The organism is Mesorhizobium sp. LNHC232B00, from assembly GCF_000502435.1.
GTDB lineage: Bacteria > Pseudomonadota > Alphaproteobacteria > Rhizobiales > Rhizobiaceae > Mesorhizobium > Mesorhizobium opportunistum.
The window spans coordinates 26,478-41,270 of record NZ_AYWP01000022.1 but is presented as its reverse complement, the minus strand read 5'-3'; the positions used below and the strand labels follow the sequence as shown (position 1 = coordinate 41,270).

The 14,793-nt window shown below is 61.1% G+C and carries 12 protein-coding genes and 2 pseudogenes; 7 read left to right on the top strand and 7 right to left on the bottom strand.

Features of this window, described 5'->3' with window-relative positions:
- Nucleotides 1-24 precede the first annotated feature (24 nt).
- Nucleotides 25-1,545, top strand: coding sequence for a HAMP domain-containing sensor histidine kinase (locus X743_RS146225; RefSeq protein ID WP_023767668.1), 1,521 nt, complete (start codon nucleotides 25-27; stop codon nucleotides 1,543-1,545).
- A 25-nt stretch (nucleotides 1,546-1,570) separates the two neighbouring features.
- On the opposite strand, the gene X743_RS146230 is transcribed toward X743_RS146225, so the two are convergent.
- Nucleotides 1,571-2,569, bottom strand: a complete 999-nt coding sequence (locus X743_RS146230; RefSeq protein ID WP_023767667.1) for a nicotinate-nucleotide--dimethylbenzimidazole phosphoribosyltransferase — start codon at nucleotides 2,567-2,569, stop codon at nucleotides 1,571-1,573.
- A gap of 231 nt (nucleotides 2,570-2,800) precedes the next feature.
- Between X743_RS146230 and X743_RS146235 the strand changes: the two genes are divergently transcribed.
- Together X743_RS146235 and X743_RS146240 are read left to right on the top strand one after the other, a co-directional pair.
- A complete protein-coding gene (locus X743_RS146235; protein WP_013895544.1) occupies nucleotides 2,801-3,031 on the top strand; it encodes a DUF1289 domain-containing protein in 231 nt (76 codons plus the stop codon).
- Nucleotides 3,032-3,093: 62 nt separating this feature from the next.
- Nucleotides 3,094-3,798, top strand: coding sequence for a TIGR02281 family clan AA aspartic protease (locus X743_RS146240; RefSeq protein ID WP_023767665.1), 705 nt, complete (start codon nucleotides 3,094-3,096; stop codon nucleotides 3,796-3,798).
- A 6-nt stretch (nucleotides 3,799-3,804) separates the two neighbouring features.
- On the opposite strand, the gene dusA is transcribed toward X743_RS146240, so the two are convergent.
- Nucleotides 3,805-4,800, bottom strand: coding sequence for a tRNA dihydrouridine(20/20a) synthase DusA (dusA, locus tag X743_RS146245; RefSeq protein WP_023767664.1), 996 nt, complete (start codon nucleotides 4,798-4,800; stop codon nucleotides 3,805-3,807).
- A 115-nt stretch (nucleotides 4,801-4,915) separates the two neighbouring features.
- Here dusA and X743_RS146250 point away from each other — a divergent pair, with 115 nt between their 5' ends.
- Nucleotides 4,916-5,977: a site-specific integrase gene (locus X743_RS146250; protein WP_023767663.1), complete on the top strand. Its 1,062-nt coding sequence runs from the start codon at nucleotides 4,916-4,918 to the stop codon at nucleotides 5,975-5,977.
- 1,663 nt (nucleotides 5,978-7,640) lie between these two features.
- Here X743_RS146250 and X743_RS146255 read toward each other — a convergent pair.
- Nucleotides 7,641-8,468, bottom strand: a complete 828-nt coding sequence (locus tag X743_RS146255) for a class I SAM-dependent methyltransferase (protein ID WP_023767660.1) — start codon at nucleotides 8,466-8,468, stop codon at nucleotides 7,641-7,643.
- Between the two features lie 122 nt (nucleotides 8,469-8,590).
- Nucleotides 8,591-9,408 (bottom strand): annotated as a pseudogene (locus tag X743_RS01000000169325) (ATP-dependent DNA ligase).
- On the opposite strand from X743_RS01000000169325, the pseudogene X743_RS1000000172930 reads away from it, so the two are divergent.
- Nucleotides 9,392-9,515, top strand: a pseudogene (locus X743_RS1000000172930) (ATP-binding protein); the annotation flags it as partial. The pseudogenes X743_RS01000000169325 and X743_RS1000000172930 sit on opposite strands and share 17 nt — an antisense overlap.
- 515 nt (nucleotides 9,516-10,030) lie before the next feature.
- Here X743_RS1000000172930 and X743_RS146265 read toward each other — a convergent pair.
- Nucleotides 10,031-10,255 carry a hypothetical protein gene (locus X743_RS146265; protein WP_023767658.1) on the bottom strand — a complete coding sequence of 75 codons (225 nt, stop codon included), beginning with the start codon at nucleotides 10,253-10,255 and terminating at the stop codon, nucleotides 10,031-10,033.
- Nucleotides 10,256-10,566: 311 nt separating this feature from the next.
- Here X743_RS146265 and X743_RS146270 point away from each other — a divergent pair, with 311 nt between their 5' ends.
- A complete protein-coding gene (locus X743_RS146270; RefSeq protein ID WP_023767657.1) occupies nucleotides 10,567-10,833 on the top strand; it encodes a hypothetical protein in 267 nt (88 codons plus the stop codon).
- Nucleotides 10,834-10,975: 142 nt separating this feature from the next.
- Complete coding sequence (locus tag X743_RS146275; RefSeq protein WP_023767656.1) at nucleotides 10,976-11,284, top strand: hypothetical protein; 309 nt, start codon at nucleotides 10,976-10,978, stop codon at nucleotides 11,282-11,284.
- Nucleotides 11,285-11,516: 232 nt separating this feature from the next.
- Here X743_RS146275 and X743_RS146280 read toward each other — a convergent pair whose 3' ends face one another.
- Nucleotides 11,517-11,894 (bottom strand): DUF768 domain-containing protein, encoded by a 378-nt coding sequence (locus X743_RS146280; protein ID WP_031258167.1) that lies wholly within the window; start codon nucleotides 11,892-11,894, stop codon nucleotides 11,517-11,519.
- Between the two features lie 220 nt (nucleotides 11,895-12,114).
- Complete coding sequence (locus X743_RS146285) at nucleotides 12,115-14,682, bottom strand: cation-translocating P-type ATPase (RefSeq protein ID WP_023767654.1); 2,568 nt, start codon at nucleotides 14,680-14,682, stop codon at nucleotides 12,115-12,117.
- Nucleotides 14,683-14,793 lie beyond the last annotated feature (111 nt).

Genomic DNA, 14,793 nt, shown 5'->3' with positions numbered 1-14,793 from the left:
CTGCGCGCATAAATTGAAGTTTCCATGCCTTTGCAACGCTCGAACACAGCGGACAAGTTCATTGTGGACCGCAGGAAACCCCATCGCAACAGCGATGTGGCACGCGCGGTGCGCAAGACGCGCGACCGTCTTTCCCAGCAGGCCGGTAGTCTCGATTTCGACCGTGAACTCCTGAAACTGCACGCCCGCGCGATGACAAGCGGCGCCGTGGTCATCCCGCTGCTCGTCCTGGCGATCGCCGCGGCCGGCTGGCTCGCCGGTGTCGGCAATGAGATTGGGCTCTGGGCGCTGTTCACGCTCACCTGCTACACGGTCGTCGTCTTCATGGCGCGTCGGATCGAGCGCACGGAAGCTTCCGAGCTCAACCCATTGCAAGCGCGCGGGGAATTCCTGGTCGGCCATTTCCTTTGCGGTCTCGGCTGGGCATGGTTCGTCTGGCTGGGCTGCGGCGCCTGCGCGGTCGATCAGTTCCATGTGGTCAAGGCGGTGGTGCTGTTGTTTGCCATGGCAGGAACGGCGGTCATGGCCTCGTCCCTGCGCGGGGCACTGTTGGCGACCTTTGCCGTTCCGGTGGCGCTCTATGCCTATGCCGGCGCCAAGCTGTGGATGCCGCTCGAGGCGATCATGGCCGGACTGCTGGTCTTGTCATTGCCTTTCTTCGCCTATGTCGCCCGCCACCTCAACGATTCATCCCTCATGATGTTGTCGTTCCGCTCGGAGAAAGACGCGCTGATCGCCGAACTGGAGACGGCGAAATCGATGTCGGACGAGGCGCGGCGGCGGGCCGAGGATGCCAATTTGGCAAAATCGCGTTTCCTCGCTTCGATGAGCCATGAATTGCGCACGCCGCTCAACGCCATTCTCGGCTTTTCCGAGGTGATGGCGAACGAGGTGCTGGGACCGATGAGCAATCCGACCTATCGCGACTACGCGCATGACGTGCATGATTCCGGCCAGCATCTGCTCGACCTGATCAACGAGATCCTCGACCTGTCGCGCATCGAAGCCGGCCGCTACCAGCTCAATGAAGAGCCGGTGATGTTGCTCAACATCGTCGAGGATTGCTGCCACATGATGGAGCTGAAGGCACGCAACAAGGATATTCGCGTGATCCAGGATTTCGAACAGACATTGCCACGCCTGTTCGCCGATGAGCGCGCCTTGCGCCAGATCACGCTCAACCTCCTGTCCAACGCCATCAAGTTCACCGCCACCGGCGGCGAGATCCGTGTGCGCGTCGGCTGGACTGCGGGCGGTGGACAATACATTTCGATCAAGGACAATGGCCCGGGCATCCCCGAGGATGAGATCCCGGTGGTGCTCTCGGCGTTCGGCCAGGGCTCTATCGCCATCAAGAGCGCCGAACAAGGCACGGGGCTTGGCCTGCCGATCGTGCAGGGTCTGCTTGCCATGCATGGCGGCGAGTTCGAACTTCATTCCAAGCTGCGCGAAGGCACCGAGGCGATCGCCATCTTCCCGCTGAGCCGGGTGATGGAAGAACTGCCGGCGCTGCCGACCGCGGCGGTGGCGGCACGGCGGCGATAGCGGATTTCATCGAAGCGCGGAGCGTCTAGCCCCGAACCGCCGCCGCCATGCCCGAGCTGGTCAATGCCGCCGCCTTGACCAGGCCTGCGCCAAGCGCTGCCCCTGCCCCTTCGCCGTGGCTTATGCCCCAGTCGAGCAGCGGTCGAAGGCCAAGCCGTTCGGCAGCCTGGGCGTGGCCCGGCTCCGGCGACAGGCTGGCAAGAAGACAATGGTCTATTGCCGAAAGGTTCGCGGCATGCAGCACCGCCGCGGCGGCCGTCGCGGCAAAGCCGTCGAGCAGCACGGGGATATTCTGCATCCGCGCGGCGAGGATGGCGCCGGCCATCGCCGCGAACTCGCGGCCGCCGACCCAGCGCAGCACCTCCAACGGGTCTTCGAGATGGCCGGCGTGAAAGGCCAGCGCCGCATCGACGACGTCCGCCTTGCGGGCCTGCATCGCCGCATCGGCGCCGGACCCCGGGCCGACCCAGTCGGCACCCCTGCCCCCGAACAGCGCGGCGAGCAAGGCCGCGGCGACGGTCGAATTGCCGACGCCCAGATCGCCGAGGCAAAGCAGGTCGGTGCCGCCGGCAATCGCTTCCATGCCGAAGGCCATGGTGGCCGCGCAGCCGCGCTCGTCGAGCGCGGCGTCCTCGGTGATGTCGCCGGTCGGGATGTGCAGAGCAAGATCGAACACTTTCAGCCCGAGGTCGTTGGCGATGCAGATCTGGTTGATCGCCGCGCCGCCGGCCGCGCAAAGCTCGACCGCGTTGGCGGTCGCCGCCACCGGACGCGGCGAAATGCCGTGCCTGACAACCCCATGATTGCCGGCAAAGACCGCCATCAGCGGTCTTGTCACCGCGGGCGGAGCCCGGCCGCTCCAGGCCGCAAGCCACGCGGCGACGTCCTCTATACGGCCAAGCGAATTCCCCGGTTTGTCGGCTTTGGCGAACAGCGTGCGTACGCGTGCCTGGGCTGTCATGTCGGCTGCCGGCAGGTTGGCGAGCAAGTTGCGAAAATCGTCGAAAGGCAGTGCGCTGGTCATGTCGGGAGCAATCGTTCCTGGAGGTTGTGAGCGGCATAGCTGCCTTGCGTGATCGGCACAACCTCTCGATCGTCCTTCCGCCCGGTCGCCCTTCTTGCCCGATCGTCCTTCTTGCTTGATTGCCGCAAAGACGGCGGCGGAGGGCGCGATCGCGAGGGCTTGCATTGGCTTTGCCGTTGCACCATGTGGAGTGGAACGAGGGATTCCGAGCGGAAACCTCAAGAGAAAGTCATGACGGCCATCGAATCCCCGTGCATCCTGGTCTGCTCGATCGACATGAAGACCGGCTTCTGCTTCGGCTGCGGCCGCACGCGCGAGGAAATCGGTGCCTGGATGGGGATGACGCCGGAAACGCGCCGCAGCGTGATGGCCGAACTGCCGGCCCGGCTGGAAACGGTCGAGCGCCGGCCGCGCCGGGAAACGCGCCGCACCCGCATGGCGCGCGAACGCGACGCACTCTAAAGCAGTTGACCATTTCACGGAAACGGCGAACTGCGCTAACTCTTTGGTTTGATGAGGCACGGATGGGCCGGCTGTTCTGGATTCTGATGGCCGTGATCGGCATGGGGGCAGTCCTGCTCATGCTCAACGATTCCGCCGGCAGCACGCTCGGCGTCGACAATGACGATTTCGGCCGGCTGATCTGGCTTGGCGCCTTCGGTGCCCTTATCGGTGCCGGCCTGCTGCGGTCGGGCCGCCCGTTGGGCGACATGGCCCGCAACCTTGGCGCCTGGGCGGCAATCGTGCTCGCGCTGATCGCCGGCTATCAGTATCGCTACGAACTGCAGGACGTTGCCAGCCGGGTGACCGCGGGCCTCATTCCCGGCAGTCCGCTGGCGCTCGGCGTCGAAGACGGCCACGCCACCGTGACCCTCGACAAGGCCGACAATGGCCACTTCGAAGCGCGCATCCTGATCAACGGCAACCCGGTCCGCGCCGTGGTCGACACCGGCGCGACCAGCACCGTGCTGACATCGCAGGACGCGCAAGCCGCTGGCTTCAATCCGGCGGTGCTCAACTACACGATACCGGTTTCGACCGCCAACGGCATGGCGCGCGCCGCAGCCGTCAAGACCGACGAGGTGGCGATCGGCGGGATCGTGCGCAAGGACATGTCGGTGATGGTGGCGGCACCCGGCATGCTCAGCCAGAGCCTGCTCGGCATGAACTTCATCGGCTCGCTGTCGGGCTTCGACGTGCGCGGCGACCGCATGATCCTCCGGGACTGAGGTGCTTCAGGCCGCTTCCGCCGCTCCGCCGAATTCCACAGCCGCGAAAGCCGTCTTCAGCACGTCCGGCCCGGCGCCGGGCCGGGTCGCGTCGGTCGACAGGATCTGGCGGTAGCGGCGCGCGCCGGGCAATCCGTGGAACAGCCCGACCATGTGGCGGGTGACATGGCCAAGCCGCCCGCCCTGTTCGATATGGCGCGCCGCATAGTCCGCCATCGCATCGATCAAGGCGGTGAAATCGAATGCCGCTGGCTCGGTGCCGTAGAACGCGGCATCGACGCCAGCCAAAATACCTGGTGTGTGGTAGGCGGCGCGGCCAAGCATGGCGCCATCGACGTGGTCGAGATGCCCACGCGCTTCGTCAAGCGACTGAATACCGCCATTGATGCCAATGAATTTGTTCGGTTTTCCGGCCTTCAGCCGATAGACCCTGTTGTAGTCGAGCGGCGGGATGTCGCGGTTTTCCTTCGGGCTCAACCCCTCCAGCCAGGCCTTGCGCGCATGCACCCACAAGGCGTCGGCGCCGGCTTCGAAAACCCCGTTCGCCAGCGCATCGAGCGCCGGTTCGGGATCCTGCTCGTCGACGCCGATGCGGCATTTCACGGTGACGGGGATCTTCACCGTCGCTTTCATGGCCGCGACGCAGTCGGCGACCAGGTCGGGCACTTTCATCAAACAGGCGCCGAAAGTACCCGACTGGACGCGGTCCGACGGACAGCCGACATTAAGATTGATCTCGTCATAGCCGAACGCCTCGCCAATGCGCGCCGCCTCGGCAAGTTTCGCCGGATCGGAGCCGCCGAGCTGGAGGGCGACCGGATGTTCCGCCTGATCGAAGCCAAGCAGCCGATCGCGCGCCCCCTGGATGACCGCATCGGCCACCACCATCTCGGTGTAGAGGAGCGCACGGGCCGTCAGCTGGCGATGGAAGAAGCGGCAATGCCGATCCGTCCAATCCATCATCGGGGCCAAAGCGAGTCTATGCTCTTGATATTTCAGCATTTTTTCTTTAACATCAATTTGTTAATCGCCATCGCCGCTACGCCATTTTACGCCAGAATACGACCATTTTCGCCACGTTTCGATTTCTCAGTGCACACGGAGCGCACACGAAAAAATGGCCACCTACACAAAGCTCTCGTCCGGTTCCTGGCGTGTCCAAGTCCGTCGCAAAGGTCGCTACGTCAGCGAGACCTTCCTGCGCCGAGACGATGCACGGCGCTGGGCAACCGAAACCGAGCGCCAAGTTGATCGCGGTGAGACGCCGACCAAGTCCCGTATAGCGCGCCTAAAAACTTTCGGCGAACTCATCGACCTCCATATCGACGACATGTGCGATGTAGGCAAGTCCCCTCGCCGCTCCAAGGCCGCGGCCCTCGCTATGCTCCAAAGACATCTCGGCAAATGCAACATCGCGACTCTCGATCGCGAACGGCTCATTCGATTCGGTCGTGAGCGGGCCGCCCAGGGTGCTGGGCCGATGACGCTCGGAATAGACATCGGCTTTATAAAACTCATCCTGTTTCATGCTGCGGCCGTCCACGGTCTGCCGGTCAAGGTGGAACCCGTCGATCTCGCGCGTATCGCTCTTAAGCGCCTCGGCCTTGTCGGCAAGGGGTGCGAGCGCGACAGGCGGCCCACCCAGGATGAACTGGACAGGCTAGTCGCTCACTTCGATGCAAACCCTCTTCAGATAGCGCCGGTTGGCCGGATTATACGTTTCGCCGTTGCAACCGCGATGCGTCAGGAGGAAATTTGCAAGGCGCGTTGGTCCGACCTGGATTGTCGCACGCGGATGCTTCTCATCCGCGACCGCAAAGACCCACGCAACAAAAAGGGTAACAATCAGCGCATACCACTGTTTGCGGCAACTGGATACGATGCGTGGGCCATTGTTGAGGAGCAGCGCGCAAAGCGAAGCAATGACGACGATCGTATTTTCCCGTTCAACCATAGGTCAGTCGGCACAGCGTTCCGTCGAGGGTGTGCTGACCTGGGCATCCACGACCTTCATTTTCATGATTTGCGGCACGAAGGCACGAGCCGCCTCTTCGAAGCTGGATTCAAGATCGAACAGGTAGCTCTGGTCACGGGTCACAAGGATTGGAAGATGTTGCGGCGGTATACGCATCTCAAGCCGGAAATGCTTCACACTATCCAAGCAGCGAGGACAGCGTAGTTGGCGCAAGTGGCGATATCAGCCCGCACTCTCGGGGAGTCGAACGCCGCCAATGAATGATCGCGGCTACGTTCGTGCAGCTACGCCATTTCGCACCGTTCAGAAACAGGCGGGGTGGAGGGTTGATGCAACCAACACCCTGTTGACCGGTTGGGGCGCTGGTTCAAAGCGGGCCCGGGGAGCCACTTTCCACACGAAAGTCCATATTCCTCAACGTTTTCAAGGCCGAAACTTTCCCAGCGGTCCACATTCCGGTACACCGGAGGTCCACAGAATGTGGCTTGTATTGAAGAACGTTCGTAAGACTGACGCCCGCACTTGGCACTACCGCAGGAGGCTTCCCCGCGACGTAGCGCCGCCACTCGGACGAGGGGAGTTCAAGCGCCTTCTCGGGTCTACAGAGAGAGAGGCTCTGCGCAACTACCCAAAGGTCAACGGTGAGTTTGAGCGGCTTGTCGCCGAGACGCGGCGGCGCAGCGGCGGGGCTGACCTATCTTCGGTCACGCCCATGGAGTTGCACAGGCTGGCAGAGCTGCGGGCGCAAGAGCTAGAGTAGACTAGCGTCTACGATGGTCCACATTGGGGGCCGTACGCATCCCGGAAGCCACCCCGATGCCGCTGACGTGATCCGGGAGAGTTACCTATCGAGGTCCGAACAGGGCGAAGACCCAGTGGAAGGCCGTGCCGTGGCTATCCTTTCTGGCAGGGATAAGCTGTCCCGCCCTGCCCCAACGATAGAGGACGCCCGGAAGCTCTATCTCAAAGAACGCGTGGGAGATGGCGCTAAAAGACGATGGAGTTAGATCGCGTCTTCAAGCTGGTGAGCGAGGCGCTCCAAAGTGATCGGACGTTGGCGAGCCTCAAGCGTCAAGATGCCAAAGAGGTCCGCGACCATATGGCGGACGGCGCAAGGAGTCATCCGTAGTCGCTATTTAAATGTCGTCCGCGCGGTCGTGAACCACGCAATCCGGGAATATGACCTAGCCGGCGTGGCTAACCCCTTCATGAACCTTGAGGCCGCCCGAAAGACAAGGCAGAACCCGACAGGGACAAGCGCCGCCCATTCCAGGCTGACGAGCTGAAGCACACGACGGCCCGCATCCTGTCCCTTGCCAATCCTGCTCTCCAGCGGATTTGGCAGATGCTGGAAGGTACCGGGTGCCGTTGGCAGAGGTGGCGGGTTTGCGGGTGTCGGACGTTCACCTAGACCACGCCATCCCCCACATTATGGTTGAGTGGCACGAAGATAGGCGCATCAAGAACGCCGTTTCCCGACGCGATGTCCCGTTAGTTGGCAGTGCGCTGGGCGCTGCCAAAGCGGCCGTGAAGGCTGCGGGCGGCGCAGCGATGCTGTTTACGGGCGGCTCGGTGGGGCATCCTCGGCTTCCGCTGCCCTCGGTAAGCACGTCCGGGCAGTCGTCACCGATCCCAAGGTCACTACGCACTCCCTCCGCCACCTCATGAAGGACCGTCTCCGGCTGGCCGGGGTCTCTAAGGCGGACCAAGATATCGTGCTTGGTCATTTTCGTCGGGAAGCGTCGGGGAAGATTATGGTGGTACCGATGCTCGCCTCAAGGTGGCCGAGCGTGCGCTCAGGGCGGCGCTGGGCGTCGAGGGGAAGCGCAAATAGAGTCCGTAGAGGCTATCGCATAAACGCGCGGCGCTACATTCGTCTGGACCAAGCGCCCACCTCATATCGGCCGACCACCACGCTTGCGTTTCTAGAAGCCTCGGCGCGAATTCGATCCTGAAGCGTCTCGGGACCGAGCTCTGACGTTGCGATAACGCCCATCTGCTCCATAACTGGAGCCATGATTACTGCGAGATCGGAGATCAAATCAATGCCGCTCAGACTATCTGATCCACCCCCGGCGAGAGCACTTACCGCCATGCTAGGTGCCGGCAGCCCAGCTTTGACGAAGGTCGAATGGAGCCGCAGGCCCATGTTGGGGTTGGTCCCTACCCTACGAAATGTCTCCACGATACACCGAAAGCAGTTTTCGTACGTTGGGGCGGAAGGAAAAGAGGCGGCGCCGGTCCAATCGACTTCGTGGAATACTATCACGCCCCCGGGACCCAGATGCCGGGCAACCCCCCTCAACATTTCGACCGGATCGGGCGAGAACATTAGAACGTATCGGCCCACGATAGCATCGAACGATATATCGAAAGTGAAGGTTGCAGGATCACACTGCTGGAAGATTACATTCTCCAGTCCGCGTTGCGCGGCTCTCGCACGAGCAGCGTTAAGAGCCTCCGCCGACCTGTCAGAGCCGATAACAAGACCCGTGGGTCCCACAATATCAGCCGCGAGAAAGGCGACATCGCCGGCCCCGCTCCCTACGTCAAGAACCTTCATTCCGGTCCGGAGTCCAGCTCGCCGCAGGTAGTCCCGTGTCATCGGGTCAACCAAGGCGGCCTGAGTCGCCAGCCTTTTCAGTTCTCTGTCCGAATGCCCCAGTTCGTATTCGTAGTGACGTTCGCTTGTCATACTGGCGTCTCCCCCCGGAAAAAAGCACAGCAAAATAGCGCGAATACAGGACCTTGGCGGGTCACCCATACTTTAGATATTTCTAACATAGATATTTGAAACGATGCCGTCTAGTCGCATCCTCACTGGGCTTGCCAGAAGTCCTTCAGAGCGGCATGGCGCAGCTTGGCCTCACCCTTCAGAAATCTCACTCGGCCGACGAGCCCAGGTTTCAGCCACTCGGCCTTCTCCTTTGCCAAACCCTTCGGCGGCAGTGCGCCGGCCTTCCCTTGCACGCGGTCCCATAGGGCCTGGCGCTTGTCGGCTTTGAGTGTCACGAAGGCCCCGCCCATGTAGAGGCCCTTATAAGCCATGAGCACCATGGCCGGCTTTCCGGTCTCACGCTTCACGCCGATGATTTCCATTTCCTTCTCGACGTAGCACTTGATCTTGCGCCAGTTCATGGTCGAGCCGCTGCGGTAAGGGCTGTCGAGGCATTTCGAGACGATGCCTTCAAGGCCAGCCTCGCAGGCAAGATGGTAGACGGCTTCACCGGTGCCAGGCAGATCTTCGCTGAACTGGATATGTTTTCCGGCGGGGATGACCGCTTGCAGGATTTCACGTCTATCCTTCAGCGGCATGTCGCGTAGATCATGGCCGTTGAGGTGCAGAAGGTCGAAGGCGACGAGGTATAGATCTTGGGGGCGTCTCGTGATGGCGGAGCGCAGCGCATGGAAGTCCGACAGTCCAGCCTCATTGGTGACGATTGTCTCACCCTCGATGATGAAGCTCTCGGCCTTATCGCCTTCGCCTCGTCGGCAAGCGGCCAGTACTTGGCCGTCCAGTCGAAGCCGTTCTTGGTGTAGAAGCGGATGCCGTCAGCGTCCTTGATGAGTTGGGTTCGGTAGCCGTCGAACTTGACCTCATGGCCCCATTCGCCACCCTTCGGCGATGCCAAGATGACAACGGCGCTCCTCGACCGATTAACCCATCATTGCCACATCCTCGAAACCGGAAACTTTCCGGTTCAAGAACAGCTCAGCCCACGAGCCCAAAAAAGCAAAGTAGAAAGCCAGAACCTTGACCGTCAACACCTAACCGAGACATACATGAGACGGGTCACTTCTCGGTGAAAATCCCGGGTCAGCTCTCGGTGGAAATCAACAGCCGGTCGAGGTGTTCAGCCGGTGTCCCCACTCATCAGCCGGCTGCCCGGTGAACACGTCGAACACCGTCCAGCTCCCATCCGGGTCTCGCCTCAAGTCGTACCTCTGCTGGCTCGTGAGGGTAATTTAGAGTTTCCTGATGAGCCTGTTCAACGGCGTTGAGGAGTGAGGCTAACGTCGGCGGCAACTCAGGTTCGACTTCCAACCCGAAGGCCCTCCGAACCTGAAGACGGTTGTCCTCGTTTCGGATCAGTTCCTGAAGAGAGTCGGCGACGGTCTTGTGGCCGGCTTTGTCGCGCTTCGCCAAGGGAGCCCCCATGAGTCCTGGCGCCTATAACTTATTGTCGGACAAATGGTTCCATTGCGGGTCGGAATTGCGATCCGCTGATATGATAGGTTTAAACAACGGGCGCTGATCTAATCGTGCAGGTCGAAGAGGACGGCTTTCCCAGTCTGCGCAGCGATGTGGACCACCTTTTCACATAGTGGGTTGTCGTGGCCGAGTTCGTCCAGCTCGCCCTTTAGGTCAGGGCGCTTCGTTCGGATGAATGCGATGGCCTTCTTAAGGGAGACGATTTCGCCCTGAATAGCCTGGTCTATGGCTTGTTGTATGACGTCGTCGGACTTCAACAGGCGTTCCATCCGCGTGACCTCCCAATCCCCCTCTCAGTGCATATTGGGAGAACCTGCTGAAAAACCAAATCACATTATGGAGTCGGAATATTTGGTAAAAATTTCTGCGCGGGTGATCGGATAATTGGCCCGCGCGACGGCCCCTTGTGGGGGTGCCTCCCGGCCGTCATTGATCCGCGCCCGCGTGGGACGTGATGCGCGCTCTGGGTTCGCTGCTCGCCATTCTCGACCGTGTATTCATCCCCCCTCTCGGCAATCGGAACCAAAGCTGAAAATGATGGTTTGCTAATGGAAGGGATGAGAACCGAGGAAGCCGAGCTATGACAGTGCTGTTCGAACCGCTCAACTCCGACGGGCACCTGCGCAGCTTGATGTACCATGACGCGCGACTGCAGATGCTCCACGATCGCGTCATCAACCGCATGGAGCGGGTTGATCTCCTGGCAAACGAAGTTGAGCAGGCGGCGGCGACTCTGGTGGATGCAAATCCCAGTTCCGCCGCCGCCCACGCGTTCCCTGACGACCCGCTCAGCAATTCGTCGGTGGCTTTCCTTCATGTGGAAACCGGGCAAACTATCGGGCTGTGAAATCTGCCGCTCTTTCCCGGAGACCCTCAAGGGAAGCGTCGCGGCTCGCCGAGTCGTGCCGGCTAACAATCCAGACAGGAACCAAAGTGTGCAAACGATGTTTATTTACCGAAGGGCATCTTACTTCCTTGGAGAGTTGAACATGAAAACCACCCTGATTCTGGGCGCGCTGGCGCTTTGCTTTGCCGCGCCTTCCATTGCCTCGGCGGATGCGATCGTTCTCACCACGAACCAGCACCGCCATCACCATCGTGCGGACGCTGTCGTCATCAATGAGGACGGAGCTCGCCTCCATCATCGCCGTCATGGCACCGAGGCGTTTTACGACAACGGCAATCGCCATTATTGGCGCAGACATCATCGTCCCGATACCATCATCATTAGACGTTCGGACGACCGCCCGATGCACCGCCGGCATCGTCACGTCGTCATCGAGAACAACGACTACTGATCTTCTTACGCCGGACCCGGCTCTCAGATCGGAGCCGGGTCACGCGGCGCTGCCTCCGGGCCGCTGCCCCTGTCCAGATCGCAGCTAAAGCTCGCGCTGAACGGCGTTGAAACTCGCGAAGTTCGCAGTTGATGATGTCTCGATCGAAGCCGGCGCGCTGCATCTGCCTGCCCAAGGTGGCAACCATCTGCTTCCAGTTCCCGCGGCCCCCCGCTTTGCCGAAAGCACCTTACTAAATTGGGATGCCGCAGCAAGTTGCCGGGGCCTTTGGACTGATCTCTCCAGTCCTCGCGTGACGAGGTTGAAGCCGCGCCGATTCTCCGCTGCCTTCACCACGTAAGTCGACATAACATGAGATCACCAGCCTGCCGTTGCGGAAGACCAAAATGGGAACGCGTCGGGAGCGAGTCAAGCGGTGCCGATCAGTGTCAAGGCGTGCGGCCTCGCGGTGATCCATGGCTTCGGCGATGACGTCGAACACGCTGGGCACTTCGTCAGTGATTTCCGTGGTGGCGATGCCGGCCCCCTCGGCCGCTTTCATCGCACCGTCCGCAAGATCGCTGATCGCAACCGGATCGTCAGTCATTGCGTCGGGCAGGTTTTCTGTCATCCGCCGGCCCCAGCAGGTCTAGTACGGCGCCTCGACCGAGGTCGAACGCATCCTGCAGACGCTCGATGGCATCTATTGCGATCCCTAGGCCAGAACGGCCGGGACAAGGTAACGGCAGCATCCTGCAAACGCCTTGTGAGCAGCCGGATTCGGGGCTAGCCATATCCAAGGCAAGATTAGCGCGGCTTCGTGAACACCGCAGCGCCAATGTCGAACGCGGTCAGGCTTTTAACCAACCTCTCCAGAAATGCTTCAGGAATTCGAGGCAGATCAGCACTGCGGCTCCTGCCGCCAGCGTCACCGACAGGTCGTCAACGTGGAGTGGTCCGAATTGGAACAGACCGCTCGCCAGCGGCCAGAGAAGTGTCCCGCCCAGCGCTGCGGCAACCACCACGATGACAAGAGCCAGCGATCGATTGGGCCGGAACAACGCAATCAGCAGCGAGCCGCTGAACGTTCGGTTGACGAAAATCAGGCCGACGATGGAGAGTACCAGCGAAAAAAACGTCAAGGCGCGAATCTCGTTCTCCGGCATTCCCCAGTGCAAGGCAAAGAGGAAGATGCCCGCGACAAGTGCGAACGCCAGCAGGCCCTGCACGACGCTCCAGGCTATCAACGAGCGCGAAAAGAGCGCTGCTTCCGGATCTCGTGGAGGGCGATTCATAACGTCGTCTTCCTCTGTCTCGGCTTCAAAAACCAAGGAACAGACGGGATCGATTACCATTTCCAGAAAGGCTATGTGAATCGGTCCGAACAGAATGGGCAGGCCAAACAGCAAGGGAAGAAGGGCCAGCCCCGCGATTGGCACATGCACGGCAAGAATGAAGCCCATTGCCTTGCGCAAATTGTCGTAGATGCGGCGGCCTAGCCGTATGGCTTTGACGATCGACCCGAAGTCGTCGTCGAGAAGGATAATGGACGACGCCTCGCGCGCGACATCGGTGCCGCGACCTCCCATGGCAATGCCGATGTTGGCCGCTTTTAGCGACGGAGCGTCGTTGACGCCGTCTCCGGTCATCCCGACGATCTCGCCATTGGCCTTCAAGGCTCTGACGATCGCAAGTTTCTGCTCGGGCATGATCCGCGCGAACACTGTTGCGGTCTTGACGCACGCCGAAAGTTCCGCATCATCCATTGTCTTGAGCTTTTCACCGGTCACGACGTCGCTGAAATCGAGCCCGGCCTGACTGGCTATTGCTCTGGCGGTCGCCGGATAGTCCCCGGTGATCATGACCACCCGGATTCCAGCGGACCGGCAGTTGCTCACGGCATACGGAACCTCCGGGCGCAAGGGGTCAGCCAGCCCGACCAGGCCCATGAACTCGAAGTCGAAACCTGTCTGCCTTTCGGGCAGTTCACCAGCACAATGGCTGGCTCGCGCCACCCCGAGCACCCGCAGTCCTTCGGCGGCCATGGCGTCCACGGAAGCCTTGATCGAAGCGAGACGATCCGTGCTCAGTCGACAAAGTGCCGCGATGGACTCAGGCGAGCCCTTGGCGGCAATCGAATAACCGCTGCCGTCAACCGGCGATTGCCAGGCATTCGACATGGCCAGAAATTCGGGACGCAAACCATAGGCGCGGACGAGTTTGGGATCAGCACTGTCGATATCTTTGCGACTGGGCGATCGCTTCCATGAAAGGGCGTGAAATGCCTGTTCCATCGGATCAAAAGGAATTTCGGCGCTGGCGAGCACACCAAGCTCGACCAGCTCGCCAAAGGCCGCTGGCATCGCGGCGTGCATGTCGTCAGATAGCCGGAGCCGGTTGCCGTCAGGCGTTCTCAGCTCCGCGATTGTCATGCGGTTTTCGGTCAATGTTCCGGTCTTGTCGGTGCAGAGAACTGTGGCCGAGCCGAGCGTTTCGATAGCCGCCGCACGACGGGTGAGCACGCGCGCCTGCGAGATGCGCCAGGCGCCCATCGCCATGAAAATGGTCAACACCATTGGAAACTCTTCCGGCAGCATCGACATACCCAGCGCAATGCCCGCCAGAACCGCGTCGAGCCACCCGCCGCGCAACAAGCCGTAAAGGACGACCGCGAGCACACTGACCGCGCCACCGACCAGTGCGAAGATGCTGACAAGACGTTTCGTCTGTCGCTGCAAGCGGGGTTCCTCTATCTCCATGTTGCTGAGCGATTGGCCGATCGCACCGATTTGGCTCAGCGGCCCGGTTGCAAGAACTTCGCCAATGCCTGAACCGCGTACCACGAGTGATCCGGAGAACCCCAAAGGCAGGTCGTCGCCGCCCGGGCGGCGTTCGGCTGGCGGATCGCCGTCCTTGGCTGCAATCTTGCGCACCGGGACAGACTCGCCGGTCAACAGCGATTCATCGGTCTGGAGATCCAAGCTTTGGATCAGCAAGACGTCGGCCGGCACCCGATCGCCCTCGCCCAGCGCCACCAGATCGCCGCGCACCACCTCGCGCCCTGAAATGCGCCTGCGTTCACCGTCGCGTATCACCAGGGCACGCGGGCTTGTCAGGTCGCGCAACGCCTCCAGGACGCGTTCTGTCCGCGCTTCCTGTACGATTGTTATCGCCACCGACAAGGTGGCAAAAGCAGCTAGGATCAACGCCTCGTGCAGATCGCCAAGAAGCAGGTAAACGGCACCTCCGCCCAACAGAAGGGCCAGCATCGGTTCGCGCACAACTTCGAAGGCGATCCGCAACGGCGTGCGCCGGTTCGATCTGGGCAGTTCGTTGAAGCCATCGACGGCGAGCCTGGCTTGTGCCTCGACCTCGCTGAGACCAGACAAAGCGATAGTGGGTCGGGTAGATTGGGACATTTGGGCATTCCATCGTTCCCAACACCTTTAATCAGGTGAACGCAGCGAGCTTTGACCTACCGCAAAGGCGATCGTTCAAATGCCGAACCGACAGCGGCCCTGGAAGGCGAC

What these genes read in the sequence shown, in the direction of transcription:
- X743_RS146255 (WP_023767660.1), bottom strand. Translation starts at nt 8,468, where the DNA reads ATGACAAGCGAACGTCACTACGAATACGAACTGGGGCATTCGGACAGA.
- X743_RS146225 (WP_023767668.1), top strand. Translation starts at nt 25, where the DNA reads ATGCCTTTGCAACGCTCGAACACAGCGGACAAGTTCATTGTGGACCGC.
- X743_RS146235 (WP_013895544.1), top strand. Translation starts at nt 2,801, where the DNA reads ATGACGGCCATCGAATCCCCGTGCATCCTGGTCTGCTCGATCGACATG.
- X743_RS146280 (WP_031258167.1), bottom strand. Translation starts at nt 11,894, where the DNA reads ATGACAGAAAACCTGCCCGACGCAATGACTGACGATCCGGTTGCGATC.
- X743_RS146275 (WP_023767656.1), top strand. Translation starts at nt 10,976, where the DNA reads ATGAAAACCACCCTGATTCTGGGCGCGCTGGCGCTTTGCTTTGCCGCG.
- X743_RS146230 (WP_023767667.1), bottom strand. Translation starts at nt 2,569, where the DNA reads ATGACCAGCGCACTGCCTTTCGACGATTTTCGCAACTTGCTCGCCAAC.
- X743_RS146285 (WP_023767654.1), bottom strand. Translation starts at nt 14,682, where the DNA reads ATGTCCCAATCTACCCGACCCACTATCGCTTTGTCTGGTCTCAGCGAG.
- X743_RS146270 (WP_023767657.1), top strand. Translation starts at nt 10,567, where the DNA reads ATGACAGTGCTGTTCGAACCGCTCAACTCCGACGGGCACCTGCGCAGC.
- X743_RS146265 (WP_023767658.1), bottom strand. Translation starts at nt 10,255, where the DNA reads ATGGAACGCCTGTTGAAGTCCGACGACGTCATACAACAAGCCATAGAC.
- X743_RS146250 (WP_023767663.1), top strand. Translation starts at nt 4,916, where the DNA reads ATGGCCACCTACACAAAGCTCTCGTCCGGTTCCTGGCGTGTCCAAGTC.
- X743_RS146240 (WP_023767665.1), top strand. Translation starts at nt 3,094, where the DNA reads ATGGGCCGGCTGTTCTGGATTCTGATGGCCGTGATCGGCATGGGGGCA.
- dusA (WP_023767664.1), bottom strand. Translation starts at nt 4,800, where the DNA reads ATGCTGAAATATCAAGAGCATAGACTCGCTTTGGCCCCGATGATGGAT.